4 protein-coding genes are annotated in these 19,091 nt (G+C 57.1%); all 4 read left to right on the top strand.

Annotated features, from left to right (window positions below; all coding sequences use genetic code 11):
• Positions 1–258: 258 nt before the first annotated feature.
• Genes NB063_RS21960 through NB063_RS21945 form a run of 4 tightly spaced genes read left to right on the top strand, consistent with a single transcriptional unit; the run spans position 259 to position 19,002 of the window.
• Positions 259–10,170 carry a type I polyketide synthase gene (locus NB063_RS21960; protein ID WP_250931023.1) on the top strand — a complete coding sequence of 3,304 codons (9,912 nt, stop codon included), beginning with the start codon at positions 259–261 and terminating at the stop codon, positions 10,168–10,170.
• A complete protein-coding gene (locus NB063_RS21955; RefSeq protein WP_250931022.1) occupies positions 10,167–13,484 on the top strand; it encodes a type I polyketide synthase in 3,318 nt (1,105 codons plus the stop codon). Before NB063_RS21960 ends, NB063_RS21955 begins: the two co-directional genes overlap by 4 nt.
• Positions 13,481–16,930, top strand: coding sequence for a non-ribosomal peptide synthetase (locus tag NB063_RS21950; protein ID WP_250931021.1), 3,450 nt, complete (start codon positions 13,481–13,483; stop codon positions 16,928–16,930). Before NB063_RS21955 ends, NB063_RS21950 begins: the two co-directional genes overlap by 4 nt.
• A complete protein-coding gene (locus tag NB063_RS21945) occupies positions 16,927–19,002 on the top strand; it encodes a 3-oxoacyl-[acyl-carrier-protein] synthase III C-terminal domain-containing protein (protein ID WP_250931020.1) in 2,076 nt (691 codons plus the stop codon). The genes NB063_RS21950 and NB063_RS21945 overlap by 4 nt, the downstream gene beginning before the upstream one ends.
• The last annotated feature ends 89 nt before the right edge of the window (positions 19,003–19,091 follow it).

Raw genomic sequence — 19,091 nt, 5'->3', positions numbered from 1 at the left:
CTAGCGTTGGACGTGCGCATTTTCTCGGGCGATACATCTTCGTCTCCGCCTCCGAATTGGCTGCGTCAGCCAAGCCGCATGCCGCTTTCGCGGCTGTCGCCCCGTCTTTTTCGTCCGATAGCCCGATTGAAGCGACCCATTTAGCAACCTAAATCCCATTTAATAGTTTGACCTGGCCTCCAGCCGGAACAGGCAACCATGAGAAAAGCAGCTTCCGCTCGCCTTTGCGAACGGCTTCGTCTCTTCTGAAGCGGTTTTATGAAAAAATTGTTCCTACCGTCAAACAACACGCCTTCAGTGGTCGATCTCCTTCGCGGATGGGCGGATGTGCAGCCCGATGACATGCTGTATCGGTTTTTGCGGGCGGGGGAGAAGGGTGGATCGACGTTTGCACCGATCTCGGATCCTCAATCGTTGCCGGAATCAGAAGGGTATACGTACGGTGGGATGGATCGCCAAGCTCGGCGGATCGCGGTGTGGCTCCGCGATCGGGTGCGATGCGGCGAATGCGTGGTGCTCGCGTTTCCTCCAGGCCCCGAATACCTCGCGGCCTATTTCGGATGTCTCTATGCCGGCGTCATCGCGGTGCCTGCCTATCCACCACGACGCAATCAGCGTGATGAACGACTACGCGCGATCATCGCCGACGCGGAAGTCAAAGTCGGACTCACTTCCGCGTCGTTGGTCGAATCCATCCAAGCGGCGGAAACAGCGGACGAAGACCAAGGCAAATCCGGGAACTGGTCCGTCGTCACGTGGCACTCGATCGAATCGATGGATCCTGATTCGGCCGACGATTGGGTGCGTCCCGATCTCAACCGTGAAACGACCGCGTTCCTGCAATACACGTCGGGATCGACGGGATCGCCCAAAGGCGTGATGGTGACGCATGGGAATTTGTTGCACAACCAACATTTGATCCAATCGAGTTTCCGTTCCACTCACGACGACACACTCGTTGGCTGGTTGCCGCTACATCACGACATGGGTCTGATCGGCAACTCGTTGCATCCGTTGTATCTCGGTGGCGACTTGGTTTTTATGTCGCCGATCGACTTTCTGCAGAAGCCTTCTCGGTGGCTACGTGCGATCTCGCAGTTCCATGGCACCGTCGCAGGTGGCCCCAATTTCGCATACCGGTTATGTGCCGAAGATATTGCTGACGATGAACTCGAGGGGATCGATCTCTCGTGCTGGCGGGTCGCATTCAACGGCGCTGAGCCGATTGACTCTCGTGTGCTTCGCCAGTTTGCCAATCGCTTCGCAGACTATGGGTTCACACACGATCAATTCTGCCCGTGCTATGGCATGGCTGAAACAACGTTGTTGGTCAGTAGCAGCGTTCGCGAAGAACCCGTTCGTGAATTACCTCGACACGGCACCACCGACGAAACCGACGAATCACGTTCGCACTGGGTCGGTTGCGGCGTGCCTGACAGCAGCATGGATGTTCGCATCGTCGACCCCGAAACAAAGGTAGAGAAAGCCGCTGGAGAGATCGGCGAAATTTGGATATCAGGTCCTTCGGTCGCCGCCGGATATTGGAAAAACCCCCAACAGTCGCGTGAAACCTTCGCTGCGACCATTGACGGTGACGACAAGTCGTATCTCCGCACCGGCGACCTCGGGCTGATCGATAACGAGACATTCCCTGGCGAGCTATTCGTGACCGGGCGATGCAAAGACTTGATCATCGTTCACGGGGTCAACCATTATCCTCAGGACATCGAACGGACCGCGGAATCTGCACACCCGGCCAACGCCACCAGCGGAGGAGCGGCCTTTTCGATCAATACCGACGAAGGCGAGCGATTGGTGATCGTGCAAGAGCTGCGACGATCGCAGCGACGAGATGCCGATCCCGACGAGGTGATCGACGCCATTCGCAGCGCCGTGATGCAAGAACACCAACTCGTTCCCCTCTCGATCCTGCTGCTACGTCCCGGAGGCGTTCCCAAGACAACGAGCGGTAAGGTTCAACGCTCCGAAGCTCGCCGGAGATTTGAAAACGACGAATATCGCGTCATGCATCGTTGGGACATGCCGACGATGACGGAAACGAAATCGCGGTCTGTGTTGTCAAACCCGACCTCACCTCAAACCGCCTCGATCATTGCGTGGCTCATCGAAAAGATCGCCGCACGGGTGAAAATGCCCACGAATGCGATTGAAGTCAACGAACCCGTGTCTCGTTACGGCCTCGACTCCGTCGGTGCGGTACGTCTGGCGGGAGAGTTGTCGGAATGGCTCGAACGAGATATCCCGGCGACGCTCGCGTATGAATATCCGACAATCGCGAGTTTGGCTCATCACTTGTCCGGCGAGCCTGATTCACTCCAAACGTCGCCGGACGCGCGTCGACGTAAAGAAACAAGCAAGGGCCGTCACAGCGAACAACACGCCGGTTCGAGCGGCCCGGTTGCCATCGTCGGCATCGGTTGCCGATTTCCATCGGCAGCAACGCCGCGCGAGTTCTGGAACGTATTGGTTGCAGGCGCCGACGCGACGGGAGAATGTTCACACCGCGGAGATTGGCCGTCGGTCAAGAATCTCGACCCATCGATGCCCACCCGTGGCGGTTACCTCGAAGACGTCGCCGGATTCGATGCGGCATTTTTTGGCATCAGTCCACGGGAAGCCGATGCCATCGACCCACAACATCGCCTGCTATTGGAACTAACGCACGAAGCGTTCGAAGATGCCGGGATACCGATCGCCAGCGTGTCCCAGCACGACCAGACCGTCAGCGGCAGCGAGCGTGTCGGCGTCTTTGTCGGCGTGGGCAATAACGACTACCTGCAAGTCAGCTCATCAAGCGCCGCCGGCGAAGTCACCGCGTACACCGCGACCGGGAACTCGATGGCGATGGCCGCCAATCGTATCTCATACACATTCGATTTCCGCGGACCGAGCCTGACGATCGATACCGCATGTTCGTCATCGCTGGTGGCCACCCATCAAGCTGTGCGGGCTCTGGGAGCGGGCGACTGTGACTATGCGATCGCGGCGGGTGTCAACCTCATTTTGTCGACCGACGCCACTCAGTCGTTCACCAAAGCTGGCATGCTTTCGCCGTCGGGTGTCTGTCGCGCGTTCGACGAAGCCGCCGATGGGTTCGTTCGCGGCGAAGGCGGCGGAGCGGTACTGCTGCGGCCGCTCAGCGACGCGTTGGCAGACGGGAATCACATCTACGCGGTGATCCAAGGTTCGGCAATTAATCAAGACGGACGCAGCAACGGATTAACGGCACCGAGCCGATTCGCCCAGGCTGCGCTTATCCGCGAAGCACTCGACGACGCCGGCGTTCGCAGCGACTCCATTGACTACGTCGAAGCCCACGGCACCGGCACGCCGCTTGGTGATCCGATCGAAGCCAGAGCGATCTGCCAAGCGTTGATCGAAACGCCCCGCCAAACCGGTGAAGATAACAGGACGCTGAAAATTGGATCGGTCAAGACAAACATTGGTCACTTGGAAGCCGCCGCCGGAATCGCGGGGCTGATCAAAGTCGCGTTGTCCGTTGAGCAAGAGGTTTTACCGGGACAAGTCAACTTTTCGACACCGACACCGCATATCGATTGGAGTACCGGTCTACAGGTCGTCACCGAACCGACGCCTTGGCCGCGATCCCCCGAGCGACCCCGTCGCGCCGGCATCAGCTCGTTCGGATTCGGCGGCGCAAACGCTCATTTGATTATCGAAGAACCTCCGACTGTAACAAACGTTGGACCGGAGACACCGAGCATCTCCCCCGGTGTGTTGGTTTGCTCAGCCAAGACTCCACAGTCACTTTCGAACATGCTCTCGGACATCGATGCGACGATCGGCTGCCATGAGTTTTCATCGTTTGCGTACACGCTAGCCGCTGGGAGAAGCCACTACCGACACCGGGCTGCGTGGGTGGGCGATGCGTCACAGTACCAAACAGACGGTTCTGCTAACTGGATCCAAGGGATCGCCCAACGCGACGCGTCGGTCGACTGGTATTTCAGCGGACAGGGCGGGTGCAACCTCGGAGCCGGGCGCAAACTCTACGAAGAGAACGCGACCTTCCGCCACGAATTCGATCTCGTCAATGAAGCGTTTGCGGCACAAGCCGGCCATGATCTGAAAGATCGTTTATGGAACACCGAAGAAGACTGGCTCAATGTTTGGATTCAACCAGCGCTGTACTGCCTTCAAGTCGCGATTGCGAGATTTTGGGCATCGCTCGGCGTCCGTCCGCGCCGCGTCGTCGGACACAGCTTGGGTGAGTATGCCGCCGCGTGCACAGCGGGAGTTTTTGAGTTTGAAGATGGGTTAACGCTCGTCACTCGGCGAGCCCAATTGACAGGACGACTGGAACAACGCGGTGGAATGTTAGCCGTGTTCTGCGATGAAGCGAATCTGCGACAATCGCTCGCTGGATTCGACGGCAGATGTGAAATCGCGGCGGTCAACGGCCCCAAACAAACCGTGATCGCATCGCTTCCCGAAACGCTCTCGTCGCTGACTGATTACCTCAAGACACAGGGCATCGTCAGCCGCCCGATGTCCACAACTCACGGTTTCCACAGTTGGTTGATTGAACCGATTTTGGATGAATTCGAACAAGCGGTCTCGATGACCGCAATGATGCCTCCGCTGATCCCGTTTGTCTCATCACAATCCGGAAAGCTCGTCGCCAATGACGTTGCCACGCCTGTGTACTGGCGGGGAAATTTGCGTGGTGCGGTTCGCTTTGATCTCGTGCTCAATGAAATGGCGGCGGTCGAAAATCCTTCCGACGACACCGCCGCTGCCCCCACCCTCGGGATGGAAATCGGCGCCGGCAACACACTCTCAGCTCTCGCCCGTTCGGCAAAAGTTGGATTAACAGTGCTTCCCGGTTGGCCTGCCGAATCCGATGGCTCGGTCAAAAAGTCGGGTTCCTATTGGGACACGCTCGCCAATCTCTACGTTTACGGTGTTGATTTCAATTGGGAAGCGGCCTTTGGCGGAACCGCGCCGATCGTGTCATTGCCGACCTATGCGTTCGACCGACAACGTCACTGGGTCAACAACCGAGCCGACGCGAGCGATCACGTCGGTAAGAAATCGCCGCAAGGTGCAATGGCATGGTCTGCACCGGAGTCGTCGACGTCCACACTTGGCACACGGCTTGATCTCGCCAGCGACGACGTGGTTTTCGAAACATGGTTTCACGCTGATTCTTATCTTGCGGACCACCGCGTGGGTGAGTCCGTTATTTTCCCAGCGGCCGGTTTCATGCGATGGGCGATCGCGGCCGGCGAAGCGATACTGCTGGACCCCAAAAACCGCGATGAGGCTGGAAATCATCTCATTCGGCTGAACGATTTCGAGATACTCAGACCGATGACGTTTGGTGAAGATTCATCGAAACGTTGTCAGCTCGTGCTCACGCAATCGAGCGATTCCGACTCGGAATGGACCGGTCGAATCATGAGTCGCACGTCCTCAAAGTGGCGACTGCACGCCACGTTCTCGCTTTTCACAGCAAGATCGACTGAACCTTCACGGGACGCATCACTACGTCCCGATGGTGATACGGCAACAACAACACGTTGTGTCGAAACGCATTATCAGCAGTTCGAAGAAGCGGGCATGCACTACGGCCCGGCGTTTCGACTCGTTGAGGAGATTCGCTCGATCGGGCAAGTCGCCGACGCGATTGTCTCGACTCCCCGTGCCGGTGATCCAGCCGATTCCGATCATGTCGGAATGCTCGACGCGTGCTTGCAAGTCGTTGCCGCGTGTGGAACACGCTGGGGCGATCGGGCTTGGGTCCCTGTAAGCAGCCAATCGATCGAAATGGATGGCAATGTTTTTGCGTCTGCTGAAACGGGACGTGTGAGGGTAACTGCCCGTTTAGTTGAACATCACGACGAGACCGCTGTCGCCGACTTAGTGATCGAACCCGAACAGCCGAATGATTCCGCGAACAAAACGCATCTTCGAATTGAAGGTTTGCGTTTGCGTGCGACAAAACCAATCGATACGGCGGAGTTGGTTCTACGTGACCAATGGTTGCCCAGCATTCGCGATTGCGAGCCGCCTTACGTGAGTGCGGTGCCCATTTCACTCCCGATTCGCCGAGTCGAAAGTGACGGACACGACTCTCGAATTTTGCGGAAAATCAGCGACGCGTTAGAGGACGCGGCTGGCGGATGGACAATTAAAATTTTGAGCCAGCTCGGTATCCGATGGAAGCACGGAGACAAATTCACACTTTCTTCGTTCGCTCAAGCATCCGGTGTTCTTCCAGAACATCATCGGTTGCTGGTCCGTCTGCTCCGAATTGCCGAAGAAATGGGTTTTCTCGAAAGCCAACCTGGCAGCGGCGAAGAAACATGGACAGTGGTGGCATGCCCCGCATCGAATCTCACTGACGGGCCTGCACACGATCACGCGACAAACGAGTTTGCACTGTTAAACCGTTGTGCTGCCGCGACCGCTGATTTGATGCGGACCGGCAGTGACCCTTTGCCGCTATTATTTCCATCAGACGGCGAGATTTCCGCAGCGGATGTTTATCGCGATTCGGTTGGAGGGAATCGACTCAATCAGTTGGCCTTTGGCGTTGTTTCGAATGTCGTTGCTGGGCTCGCCCCGGGTCGTGGATTGCGAATTCTGGAAATCGGGGCTGGAACCGGTGCAACGACTCGTGCGGTGCTAGATACCTTGCCTTCGGATCGCTGTGAATATGTTTTCACGGACGTGGCTCCTGGCTTCTTAGCGGCTGCCCGACGCCAATTCGCGGATTACGATTTCGTTGATTTCCGAGTCCTCGATATCGAACGCGATCCAAGCACGCAAGGTTTCGAAGACTCACTTCAAAAATTCGATATCGTCATCGCCGCCAACGTTCTCCACGCGACTGCGGATCTATCCGTTGCGATGCGAAACATCCGCACCTTGATTCATCCTCAGGGGCAACTTGTGGTACTCGAGGGAACAGAACCTGCGAGATGGTTGGATTTGACGTTTGGGTTAACGCCGGGATGGTGGCGATTCACCGACACGGATCTTCGTCCGGAATATCCTCTCATTTCACCCAAAAGCTGGGCTCGTTTGCTCGCTGACACGGGGTTTGCAACGACCGAATTGATCGACCCAGCATCGGGCGAATGCGATTCCAAAACATCACGCGAGATCGCATCACCGAGCAAGGTGATCGTGGCCCACGCCATGCCGAATCAATTGACAGACGACCGACGGTGGTTGATTGTCACCGATGGCTCGCAGGATCTTTCGAATTCGTTCGCTGACAGCCTTCGGGAACAGGGATCATCAGTCGAAATCATTTCGGACAACGACTCGGCGTCGTTCAGCAAACGCGTGAATCAAGCGTGTCAGACAACCCATCCGACCGACGTCGTCGTGATGTTGTGTGACGACGCGGTGGCAGACACCAATGCCGTGGAAGAACTCCGTCGTGCCAGCGAGAACGCTCTCGCGATCTTTCAAGCGCTGTTGGGCTGGCAGGCTTCCGATCCAACTGCGGTCGCGGGGTTGCGTTTGCGTTGGGTCACCCGCGGTGCCCTTGCGATCGACTCCGATTCTGACATGGAACGCTGCACGGATACCTCGCGCCCGATCGACCTGATTGGCGGTTCGCTGTGGGGTATGTGGCGAACGTTGACGCTCGAGCAGCCTCAGTGGTCGTGCTCGGGGTTCGATTTGGATCCGTCCTTGGACGACAAGGTCAATGCCGCATTATTGCTCGACGAATTCAGTTCAACGGATCCGAAGAACGAAGAAGTTTCGGTTCGTGGTAATCGCCGGCTCGTTCGACAATGGATCCATCAAGAAATCGAAGACAGCGACGGTAATCGTGCCCGCGTTCTGAGCGTCGGCGAACGGGGAACGCTGGATGGTCTCACGACGGCTTTGCAAGTTCGTCGCGAACCGGATGCAGATGAAATCGAAATCGCACCGGTCGCGTCGGGATTGAATTTCCGTGACGTACTCAACGTGCTCGGTGCTTACCCTGGCAACCCACCGCTCGGCGGTGAATGCGCAGGCGTGGTGGTTCGCGTCGGAGCAGACGTCGACGACTTTGCCGTGGGCGACCGCGTAGCGACAATCGCAGCGGATTCGATCGCCGACTACGTCACCGTACCAGCCACTTCGGCTTGTCGATTGCCTGACTCTCTGTCTTTCACCGACGCAGCGACCATCCCGATCGCGTTCTTAACGGCGGCAACAGCGATTGAAAAAATTGCTGATCTGCAGACTGGCGAATCAATCTTGATTCACTCCGCCGCCGGTGGCGTTGGGATGGCAGCGGTTCAAGTCGCTCGCCAATACGGCGCAACCGTGTTTGCGACAGCAAGCCTTGAGAAGCACGCCGTGTTGCGAGACCTCGGCGTCACGCACATCTTTGACTCTCGATCTCCGGGTTTTGCGGATGAGATAACTCGACTTACGGCGGGACGCGGCGTGGATGTGGTTTTGAACTCGCTCGGTGAAGATTTCATTGACGAGAATCTCAACGCGATCTCCTCAAAAGGCCGTTATGTCGACATCGCGCTGGCCAACTCGGCCGTGACGACTCGCATTGCGACTCAGAAACCTCATGTTCGATACGAACAGTTAGACCTCTCGCAACGTTTGGCCGACGCTCCCGCATTGATCGGCGAACGACTCGAACAAGTGATGCGACGAATCGAAAGCGGCAACTATCAGCCACTGCCACTTCGGGCGTTCGCTTTTGACGAAGCGGTCGAAGCCATGCGTTGGCTGCAAAGCGGTCTGAACATCGGTAAGGCTGTGATTCGTTGCGGTGTTGCTGAGCCAAACGCCCCGACTCCAGCCGCGCCAGCAACCGGCAAAGTCAGCGGCCTGCAAATCATCACCGGTGGGCTCGGTGGTCTTGGACTCTTAACGGCTGAATATTTGATCGGCCAAGGGGCAACGCAGATCGCTCTATTAACCCGCCGCGAAGCCAGCGCGGACGAAACGACACTGATCGACCAATGGCGCAAACTCGGTGCCGAGGTTTGGGTTGAGCGGGTACAACTGGATGACGCAGTATCGGTCGCGAGCGTGCTGGACCGATTGCGCAACCGATCCGGTGCGATCACGGGAATCTATCATCTCGCCGGCGTGCTCGATGACGCCGTCATGGAACAGCAGACGGTGGAGTCCATCAACCGTGTGCTGGACGCCAAAGTCGCAGGTGCCTGGAACCTGCATCTGGCCTCGCAACCAGACCCCATTCGCGACTTCGTTTTGTACTCATCATTCTCGGCGTGGTTGGGTTCGCCCGGCCAAGCCAACCATGCGATCGCCAACGCGTTCTTGGATTCGCTCGCGGTTCATCGGCGACAAACCGGATTGCCTGCCCTTTCGATCGGTTGGGGACCCTGGGGACGCATCGGCGCGGCGGCTAACCGGGATCGTCTCGGCCGCGGTGACCTCGCTGGAATCGGCATGCTGATGCCTGATGAAGGGATCAAAGTGTTGCAACGATTGCAACAATCTTCCGCTTTGCAAGAGTCCTCCGGTGAACAGGATCCGGCGGCCGTAGCGGTCGTCCGCCTGCACCTGGACCGATTGCCAGTTCATTTGCAATCACACCGATTGTTTGCAGGACTGATCGACAACCTAGACCGAATAGAACAGACGGGGGGGCAGCACGGTTATATTGAAGAACTGAAACAACTTTCTGCCGAAGAACGCCTCAAAATGGTCACACAACACATTCGTGACTCGATTGCAGCCTCGCTGGCGCTCCGCGGTGGTGATGCCGTGCCTCTGGATCAACCCTTGTTTGACCTCGGCATGGATTCGCTGACCTCTCTGGAATTGGTGAATACGTTGCAGTCCACGCTCGGCGTAAGAATCAGCACAATCGACCTATTCAATTTCCCCGACGTGCGGGCGCTCGCCGGACGAATGGTGGAATTATTGTCCGGTGACGTCGCTGAAATCCCATATGCTGAAATACAGATCTCCGAAAACGCGGCCCCAGTTCCTGAACTAGAATTGGAGGTCAAGGGATCGAGCTTTAGGGCGAATGGGTCAGCAGCCTCGGAGTCTTCACAAATCTCGAACGGGATGGCGGATGCCTCGCAAGCCGAGACGCCAGACACGGAGGTAAGTGAATTACTTCGCGAGATCGGCGATTTGTCCGAACAATTTGAACGCTGGGGAGCCGACCAATGATCCAACTACCAAACGACGACGCAGCCAATCAAGATTCTTCGCAACCTGGACGTGGTGCCCGAAACACAAATCCGGGCGAGAACGCTTCCGCACCCGGCGGCGTCAACATGGCCAGCGTGCTCGAGGCGTTGCGAAAGACGAAAGCGGGAATGCAGCGTCTGGGTGATCGGCTGAGCGAACCGCTCGCGGTTGTCGGAATCGGATGTCGTTTCCCCGAAGCAGCTTCACCGGATGAGTTTTGGAATTTGCTCCAAAACGGCCAAGCCGCCGACACACACGCCGGCGACCGTTGGAGCAGCGAACTGACTGCTGACCAGGAAAAGCAACCCGGCCGAATCACAGCCAACCGGGTCGGCTGGTTGGATCAAATCGATCAGTTTGACGCTGCCTTCTTTGGAATTTCCGGCCGCGAAGCGAGCACACTCGACCCACAGCAACGGTTGCTGTTGGAAGTCGCATGGGAAACATTCGAAAACGCAGGCATTTCACCGCAATCGTGCCGAGGCCGGCGCGTCGGCGCGTTTGTCGGAATGTGCAGCAACGATTATCTGCATCGCCTCACCCGCCGCGATCCCGAAGAGATCGACACTTACATGAGCACCGGGAATGCCCACGGTGCCGCAGCGGGACGTTTGAGCTATGTGATGGATTGGCGAGGCCCGAGTGTCGCCGTCGACACGGCCTGCTCGTCATCACTCACCGCCGTTCACTTGGCCACTCGCAGCTTGCGATACGGTGATTGCGACATGGCGATCGCGATGGGCGTCAACGTGATTCTGGCTCCCGAATTAAGTATCAGCCTAAGTCAAGCCGGAATGCTGTCGCCAACAGGACGCTGTCACGCTTTCTCATCCGATGCCGACGGTTTTGTTCGTGGCGAAGGCTGCGGAGCGGTCTTGCTCAAACGGCTCAGTGACGCCGTCCGAGACAACGATCCGATCTATTGTGTGGTCCGTGGCAGCGCGACCAATCAAGACGGCCGCAGCGTCGGCTTGACCGCACCCAACGGACACGCTCAACAGGCCGTGATTCGTGCGGCGATCGCCGATGCCCGGTTGTCGACAGACCAAATCGATTATCTGGAAACTCACGGGACGGGCACACCGCTCGGTGATCCGATCGAAGTCGACGCACTGCGTCAGGTGTTCGCCTCGTCACGTGAGCCATCCCGGCCACTGCGAATCGGATCGGTCAAAACAAACGTGGGTCACCTCGAAGGTGCCGCCGGAATCGCAGGGATGATCAAGGTCATCCTGTCGCTCAAAAACCGATGTCTGCCCCCGCATCTGCACTGCGAAAAATTGAGCGAAGCGATCGATTGGTCGTGGCCCGTCGAGATCACTCGAACAACACAATCATGGGAATCACCGCAACCACGCGTGGCCGGCGTTAGCTCCTTCGGGTTCGGCGGCAGCAACGCCCACGTGATCCTGTCAGACGCACCCACCGTGCATCCACTATCTCCCGCGGCGCCGAGTGACGGAACTGTCATCGCCCGCCCGGTCGGAACCGCTCTCGAATTGGTCAGTAGCACGGAACCGCATTCTGATTCGGAGCCGTCCTTGTTCGTGTTGTCGGCAAAAAGCCCAATGGCGCTACGACAGTATGCGAGCAAATTCGTTGATGCGCTCAGCGTCCAGCCGCAACGTCTCGGTGACGTTTGTTTCTCCGCGGCGACCACTCGCGACCACTTCGAACATCGGATCGCGGTTGTTACCGATTCGGTCGAGAAATTGATCGACGAACTACGGCGGTTCGCCGATGGCAATCCTTCCTCACAAATCATCAGCGAAGTCTCGGCTTCGGAAAACCGTTTGGTCGGTGATGACCGAGTTTGCCGGCTTCGCGGAGTCGCGATGTCGTTTTTGCGTGGTGAAACGATCGATTGGAAAGAATACTTTGCACCGACATCCCGCCGCGTCGTGCTACCAACCTATCCGTTTCAACGCAGCCGCCGTTGGCTTGACGACGCGCCAGTATGCCTGCCGAGTTCTGCCTTACGTCAGCCATCAAACGATCCCGCCACTCCGAATTCGACCACGCAGAATGCAGCGCCGGTCGCCGGCGCCGCGGCCATGGCCGTGGCCGTGGAATTGCCTTCGCTCTTACAGCGCAAGCTGAATCTAGCTGGCGACGAAACGATTTTCGAAACCGACCTGAGTTGTTATCCCTACCTGAACGATCACGTCGTGCGTGGCATGACGCTGTTTCCCGCGGCGGGATTGGTGGAGCTGGCTCTCGCCGCAGCGGGCGATGTCGACCCAAGCCTCAACGCGATCGAATCTCTCCAAATTCAACGTCCACTCTCGGTTCGCTTGGGCGAATCGACCTGGGTTCAAATCATCGTGTCAGCAGGCGAACAACAGCGTCGCCTCCGCATCGCGACACTCGACTCAACCGCAGATCAACCGACATGGAAAATCGTCGCGGAATGTCACGTGGCGTCGAAGCCCAACCGCGTGAGCGTCAACCGTACCGCAGCGATAAACGAATCGCAGCTCGACACGTTCACACCCGATCATGAAATCACCCGCGAGGCCCACTATGCCGCGATGCATGGCGCCGGCATTGACTACGGTCAAGCTTTCCAAGGCGTGCAGTCACGGCGTGACGCCGTGATCGGTGATCAAGTCGTCTCTTTCGGCGAAACGCGCCTACCGTCGATGCTGGATTCAAACGGCTATCGGTTTCACCCGGCTTGGTTGGACGCTTGTTTCCAAGTTGCCGCCGGCCTGATTTCTGACTCGGCAAACGCATGGATTCCTGTCGGGATCGATCAAGTCTGCTTGCACCGTGACACCGATTCGAATCGCCTCCTGCGTGTGATGACAACGCGGCGGGTCAGAGACGATGCAACCTCTGGCGACGAACACATGACGATCAACTTGTCCATCACCGATGAGCAGGGCAACGCCGTGATGACGATTGAACGATTGAGACTCGCCCCCATCGCGATTTTGCCATCGGCGACAAGCAGCTCGGGGCGTCCCACATGTGAAACGCACCCCGACACTCCAGGCAGAAACACTCCTGCTGAGATAAGGATATATCTGCACGAACGGATCGCTGACATCATGGGACTGGAACTGGATGAAGTTCCGCTCGCCCAATCACTCGATGCGTTGGGACTCGACAGCTTGATGGCATTCGAACTCCGCGATGAGATGCAACAAGAATTCGGAATTGAAGTACCGCTAGATCTGTTTTTTGAAGCGAACACGTTAGACACCTTTTTGAACCAAGTGATCGAGCGAATTGCCATCGCCGATCCTCCCAAAGCGAATCATGATGGATGGGTGGAGGGCGCACTATGAATGCCTCTGAGATGAACGCCGAAAAGTTATACGAAGAACTTGTGCGCCGTCGCGTTGAGTTGTGGTGCCAGGGAAAAATGCTCCGTTTTCGAGCACCGGACGATGCACTCGATCCTGAGATGATGACGCTGCTACGTCGCTTCAAAAAAGATCTCATCGCGATCCTGCAACGCGAGTCGGAACCACAGACGACCTGCAATCGGTTAGAACCGACTACGGTTGGGCAACAGGCTTTGTATTTCCTGCATTTATCGGCACCCTACAGTCCCGCGTACAACGTCGCGTCGGCCTGCCGCATCTGCAGTCCTGTCGATGTCTCTTCGGTGCAAACGGCAATCGAGTTGCTGGTTCAACGACACGATTCGCTACGCACAACGATCGAGATGCAATCCGGCAAACTCCTCCGTCGCATTCATGAAAGCGGCAAAACCGATTTCGCGACCATCGATGTGGCCGGACAGAGCGACGAACACATCGCTAAAATCGTGAAGGCTGAATATGAACGGCCGTTCGACTTAGAGACCGGCCCGCTGCTACGGGTGCGTTGGCTACGTCGTGCCGACGACGATCAAATCATGTTGATCACGCTGCACCACATCATCTTCGATGCCTGGTCGCTGTGGATTCTGCAAGACGAGCTATTCCAATTGCTCGCACAAGTTTCAGGCGGCGAAATCGCCAAATTGCAATCTCCTCCGGCGACGTTTTCGGACTTTGTCACCGAACAAAACGGGTGGATCAACAGCCCCGAGGGTGAGAAAGATTGGTTGTACTGGGAAGACGAACTCAGCGGCACGTTACCAACCTTGGATCTGGCAACCGATTTACGACGGCCGTCTCGAGCGGAGTTTCGCGGAGCGACGCTGCCATTTCGCATGCCCGAAGAACTCTCGACTGACCTGCGCAATCTCGCAAAAACATTGCGGCTGACACCTTTCGCGCTCACGCTTTCGGTCTTCAAAACACTCCTGCACCGCATCGCCGATCAAGACGACGTGATTGTGGGCACGACCACTTCGGGTCGCTCTCGCAGCGAATTCAATCACGTCATCGGATACTTCGTGAACTCGCTGGCGATCCGGTCGAATTCGAGCGATGACCCGTTGTTCTCGGATTTCGCTACCGAAGTCAAAGCGAAAGTGCTCGGTGCGATTAAACATCAAGGCTACCCGTTCGCTTCGATCGTCGATCGCATCGGACGTCAACGCAGCGGCAGCGGCAACCCGATTTTCAATGTGATGTTCGGTTTGCAAAAACCTCGTTTCTGCGAAGCAGCCACGTTGTTGGGTGACGATTCCGCCGAAGTCGAACTGGCCGGATTGCGAGTTCGCCCGTACAAGATGAGTCAACAGGAAGGCCAATGCGACCTCACGATGGAACTCTTCGAAACGGAACACGCTTTCGTCGGCACTCTGAAGTACGACACTGACCTGTTTACGCAAACAACAGCACGTCGTCTCAGTGACCAGTTCATTCACCTGTGTGGTGAAGTCGTCCGCGATCCCAACAAACGATTGTCTCAATACGATCTCGTGTCGGACACGCAGCGCGATGAGATCATGGCGTTGTCGACCGCTGAGCCGTCACCAACCTGGGACGGGTCACTCGCCCATGAGTGGGTTTCGCGACAAGCCTCTTTACGGCCTGACGCGGTCGCCTGGGTTTGCGATTCCGAACAACAAACCTACGAACAACTGGATCACGCGAGCGACCGGATCGCTGGGGAACTCGCCGCCAATGGCGTGATGCCCGGGTCACTGGTTGCCTGTTGCTTCTCACGCTGTTTTGAGACCGCCTCAATCATTTTGGGGATCATGAAAGCCGGTGCGGTCTACGTTCCGCTGGACAACGAAAGCCCGGTCACACGTATTGAAAGCCTGCTGGCTTCCTGCGGAGCGCGAACACTCATCACTGATCAAGTGGAGCTAATGACTTCACTCGAATCGAGCGATGCGATTGTCATTCCGGTCTCTCGAGCGATCGATCTTGTCTCGTCAGATAGCGATCAAGCTGACACCGATTCGAAGGGCGTTGCACCGGCGGATCTCGCTTATATCCTGCACACGTCCGGCTCGACTGGCAGTGCCAAGGGTGTCAGTGTTTCGCACGAAGCTTTCGCTCGGCATATCGTTTCAATCAGCGAGGTGTATCAACTCACCGCGGACGACCGAGTCCTGCAGTTCAGCAACCTCACCTTCGACCCTTCGCTCGAGCAGATGTTCTCGGCGTGGTTCGCCGGCGCGATGGTCGTCGCTCGCGGTAACGAACTGTGGTCGCCGGAAACGTTGTGGGGAGTGGTCGAAAAGCATCGCTTGACGGTCATCAACCTTCCGCCCGCCTATTTCCAACATTGCGGCGGAAACATGGATTACGACGACGATCTGTCATCGCTGCGATTGATGATCCTCGGTGGCGACGTGTTCCCGAGCGAATCGCTAACGGCGTGGCGGTCGCGAGGCGTCCGAATTCTGAACGCGTACGGTCCCACCGAAGCGGTCGTGACGGCAACAACTTGCGAGGTGACTCCTGGCAAAGCTGTCCGCTCCGCCACACCGATCGGCCGCCCACGACCGGGAAGCCGTGCGTACATCCTCGATAGTCAAGGTCGTTTCAGTCCGCTCGGCACAGTCGGTCGACTGTTCCTCGCCGGTCCAATGCTCGCCGACGGATATTACGGCGACGAGGAACTGACCAGCAAAGTGTTCTGTAAGGACCGCTTTGACGAATCAGCGAAACCCGGCGTGATGTACGACACCGGTGACCGAGCCCGCTGGAACCCAGATGGGCAACTTGAGTTTCTCGGACGAGTCGATCAACAAATCAAAGTCGACGGGATCCGCGCCGATACCTCAGAAGTCGAATCGGCAATCAACACCTTGCCTGAAGTCATGCGGTGCTGCGTCCGCCTGCACTCCGAAGGAACTGCTGCTCGACCCGGTCAAGCGGAATTGATCGCTTGGATTCAACCAGCCGAGAACGAATCGATCGATGCAGCCGCGGAGAACGATGCGGCTCTTCAAACCAGAGTGATATCTCATCTGCGATCGGTTCTACCCCGATACATGGTGCCTCGGCGGATCGTGGTGGTTGAATCGATGCCGCTGACCGCGTCAGGCAAAATCGCTCATCGTAACCTCCCGAGACCAGTCAAGAATGATCGCCGCAGCGCCGTCGAATTCGTGGCCCCTCGCAACGAGTGGCAGTCGACGCTGGCGGGCATTTGGGCTGAAGAGCTTGGCGTTCCTTCGGTCGGAATCAACGACAATTTCTTTGATCTTGGTGGTGCTTCGCTAACCAGCCTGCGAATCATCACCCGAGCCAACGACGCTGGACTCAATCCATCGGACAGCCCGATGAAACCCGAGTTGTTATTTGAATATCAATCCATCGCTGAGCTCTACGAGCATCTCGGTGCTCCTGAATTGACCCACTGCAGCCACTCATGAACATTTTCCACTCAATCCTCGAAAGCGTCGGTACCTATCTGCCGCCCCAGATTGTGACCACACGTGAAATTCTCGATGGTTGCGTGCGGCCTGTGCGAGTGCCTTTGGAACGATTGACCGGGATCCGATCGCGTCACTTCGCCAGAGAAGACGAATTTGCGATTGATCTGGCATCCAACGCCATTACGGATTGCCTCAAGCACTCGCGAATCCGCGCCAATCAGTTCGACCTTTTAATCAGTGCAAACATTTCACGCTGGGATGGGCCGAGCCGTGTGGGCTATGAACCATCGACCGCGATCGCGCTGAAACAATTGATGGGTTTCGACAAAGCCATCGCGTTCGATATCTCCAACGCCTGCGCGAGCATGTGGACCGCAGTCTACGTGGCCGACGCATTCATTCAGTCCGGCGCCGTTCGCAGCGCGCTGGTCGTCAGCGGTGAGTACATTTCCCACCTGACCCGGACGGCTCAATTGGAAATGGAAGGCTACCTCGACCCTCAACTGGCGTCGTTGACGCTGGGCGACGCCGGGGTCGCCGTCGCGATGTGCGCTTCGCCAAGACGTGGCGAAGGCTTCACCAACTTCGACATGTACACGCTCGGGCATTACAGTCGGTTGTGCATCGCCAAACCGAGCGACCAACCGCATGGCGGAGCTGTTATGCATACCGACGCGGTGAAAGTGACCGCGGCAATCGTTCCTCACGCTGCCGCCCACGCCGTCCATGTGCTGAAGCAGACCGGCCAACACGTCAATGATGTGCAACACATCATCCCGCATCAAACCTCACGGTTGACGATTCGTGGAGCGATCGAGGAAATCGCCAAACAGTTCCAAACCGACTGTACCGATCAAATGATCGACAACCTCGAGTTGCGGGGCAACACCGCGAGCACGACACACTTCCTGGCGTTTCGTGACAACATTGACAACGGCCGCATCCGCACCGGCGACAAGCTGTTGTTCGCCATTTCCGGCTCCGGGCAAACGAGTGGTACCGCCGTTTACAACTGCAACGATCTTCCAGATCGTATTCGCCGCACAAGCGAAAATGGGCATGGGCATTCAACCAACGGGCACGCCGCGGAGACTGGCTCGGAATTCAATCCCGACGAATCCGTCAGCGTCGCGATGTCGACTCCGTTTCGTTTTGAATCGATCGCAACGGCAGTGCCACACAACGGCGAACGTGCCGACACGTTGAGCATGCTGCTCCAGGCCGCCAAGGATAGCATCGCCTTGGCCGACATCGATCAATCGACCATAGAATTGCTCATTTCCACGGGCGTTTACCGTAGCGAATTCTTGACCGAACCTGCCCTGGCCGCGTTGCTGGCAGGCGACCTGGAACTCAACGCGGATCAGGCGGCGACGGATCCCGTCAAAACATTCGCCTTCGATCTGCTCAACGGCTCGATCGGATTCCTAAACGCTTGTCACCTGATTTGCGAAATGGGACGGGCAGGCCGAATCGAGCGGGCAATGGTCGTCGCGTCCGAAATCGAAAACAACGCCGACGTCGACGGACAGCCGACTCTCGGGATTACCGAAATGGCATCTGCGGCGATCTTGAGCGAATCCGAAGACGGTGAAACAGGATTCCACGCCTTCCGTTTCGATCATTACCCCCAATTCCAAGACCAATACAAAGTCTTCGCGAACATCGAGAACAAAATCGGCAAACCGTTCCTTGAACACAGCATCGCCAGTGACTGGAAGCACACGCTGATCCCGTCGATCAAACAGAGCGTTGATCAGTTTTTGAGCGATCAATCCTTAGAAACCGAGTCGATCGATTGGTGGTTACCGCCACAAACCTGCGATGAGTTCCTGCGTTGCCTGGCTGACACGTTGGGTATTTCGCAAGATCGAATGATCGTCGGCAAGGACCGCGGCCCCGATGCGTTCACCTCCTCGACACCCCTTGCGATGCTCGCTGCAGGGGTTTTCGGTGACGGCGAACAACGCAATGGCGATCGTCGGGCGCAGCCCACGACCGGCGATCTCGGTCTGATTGTCAATATCGGCTCGGGAATGCAGGTGGCGTGTGCCCTGTATCGGTTTTAGAAAACCGCACCCTTAAATCGTCCAGAGCGCATCCTCCCCCCATTATTCCGACGCCGGTTTACGGTACGATGAGGGACGTGATCGCTAAA

Origin of the sequence: Aporhodopirellula aestuarii (assembly GCF_023701485.1) — a bacterium.
Classification (GTDB): Bacteria; Planctomycetota; Planctomycetia; order Pirellulales; family Pirellulaceae; genus Rhodopirellula; species Rhodopirellula aestuarii.
The sequence above is the reverse complement of the archived record's forward strand: the minus strand, read 5'-3'. Positions and strand labels throughout refer to the sequence as shown.

What these genes read in the sequence shown, in the direction of transcription:
- NB063_RS21950 (WP_250931021.1), top strand. Translation starts at nt 13,481, where the DNA reads ATGAATGCCTCTGAGATGAACGCCGAAAAGTTATACGAAGAACTTGTG.
- NB063_RS21955 (WP_250931022.1), top strand. Translation starts at nt 10,167, where the DNA reads ATGATCCAACTACCAAACGACGACGCAGCCAATCAAGATTCTTCGCAA.
- NB063_RS21960 (WP_250931023.1), top strand. Translation starts at nt 259, where the DNA reads ATGAAAAAATTGTTCCTACCGTCAAACAACACGCCTTCAGTGGTCGAT.
- NB063_RS21945 (WP_250931020.1), top strand. Translation starts at nt 16,927, where the DNA reads ATGAACATTTTCCACTCAATCCTCGAAAGCGTCGGTACCTATCTGCCG.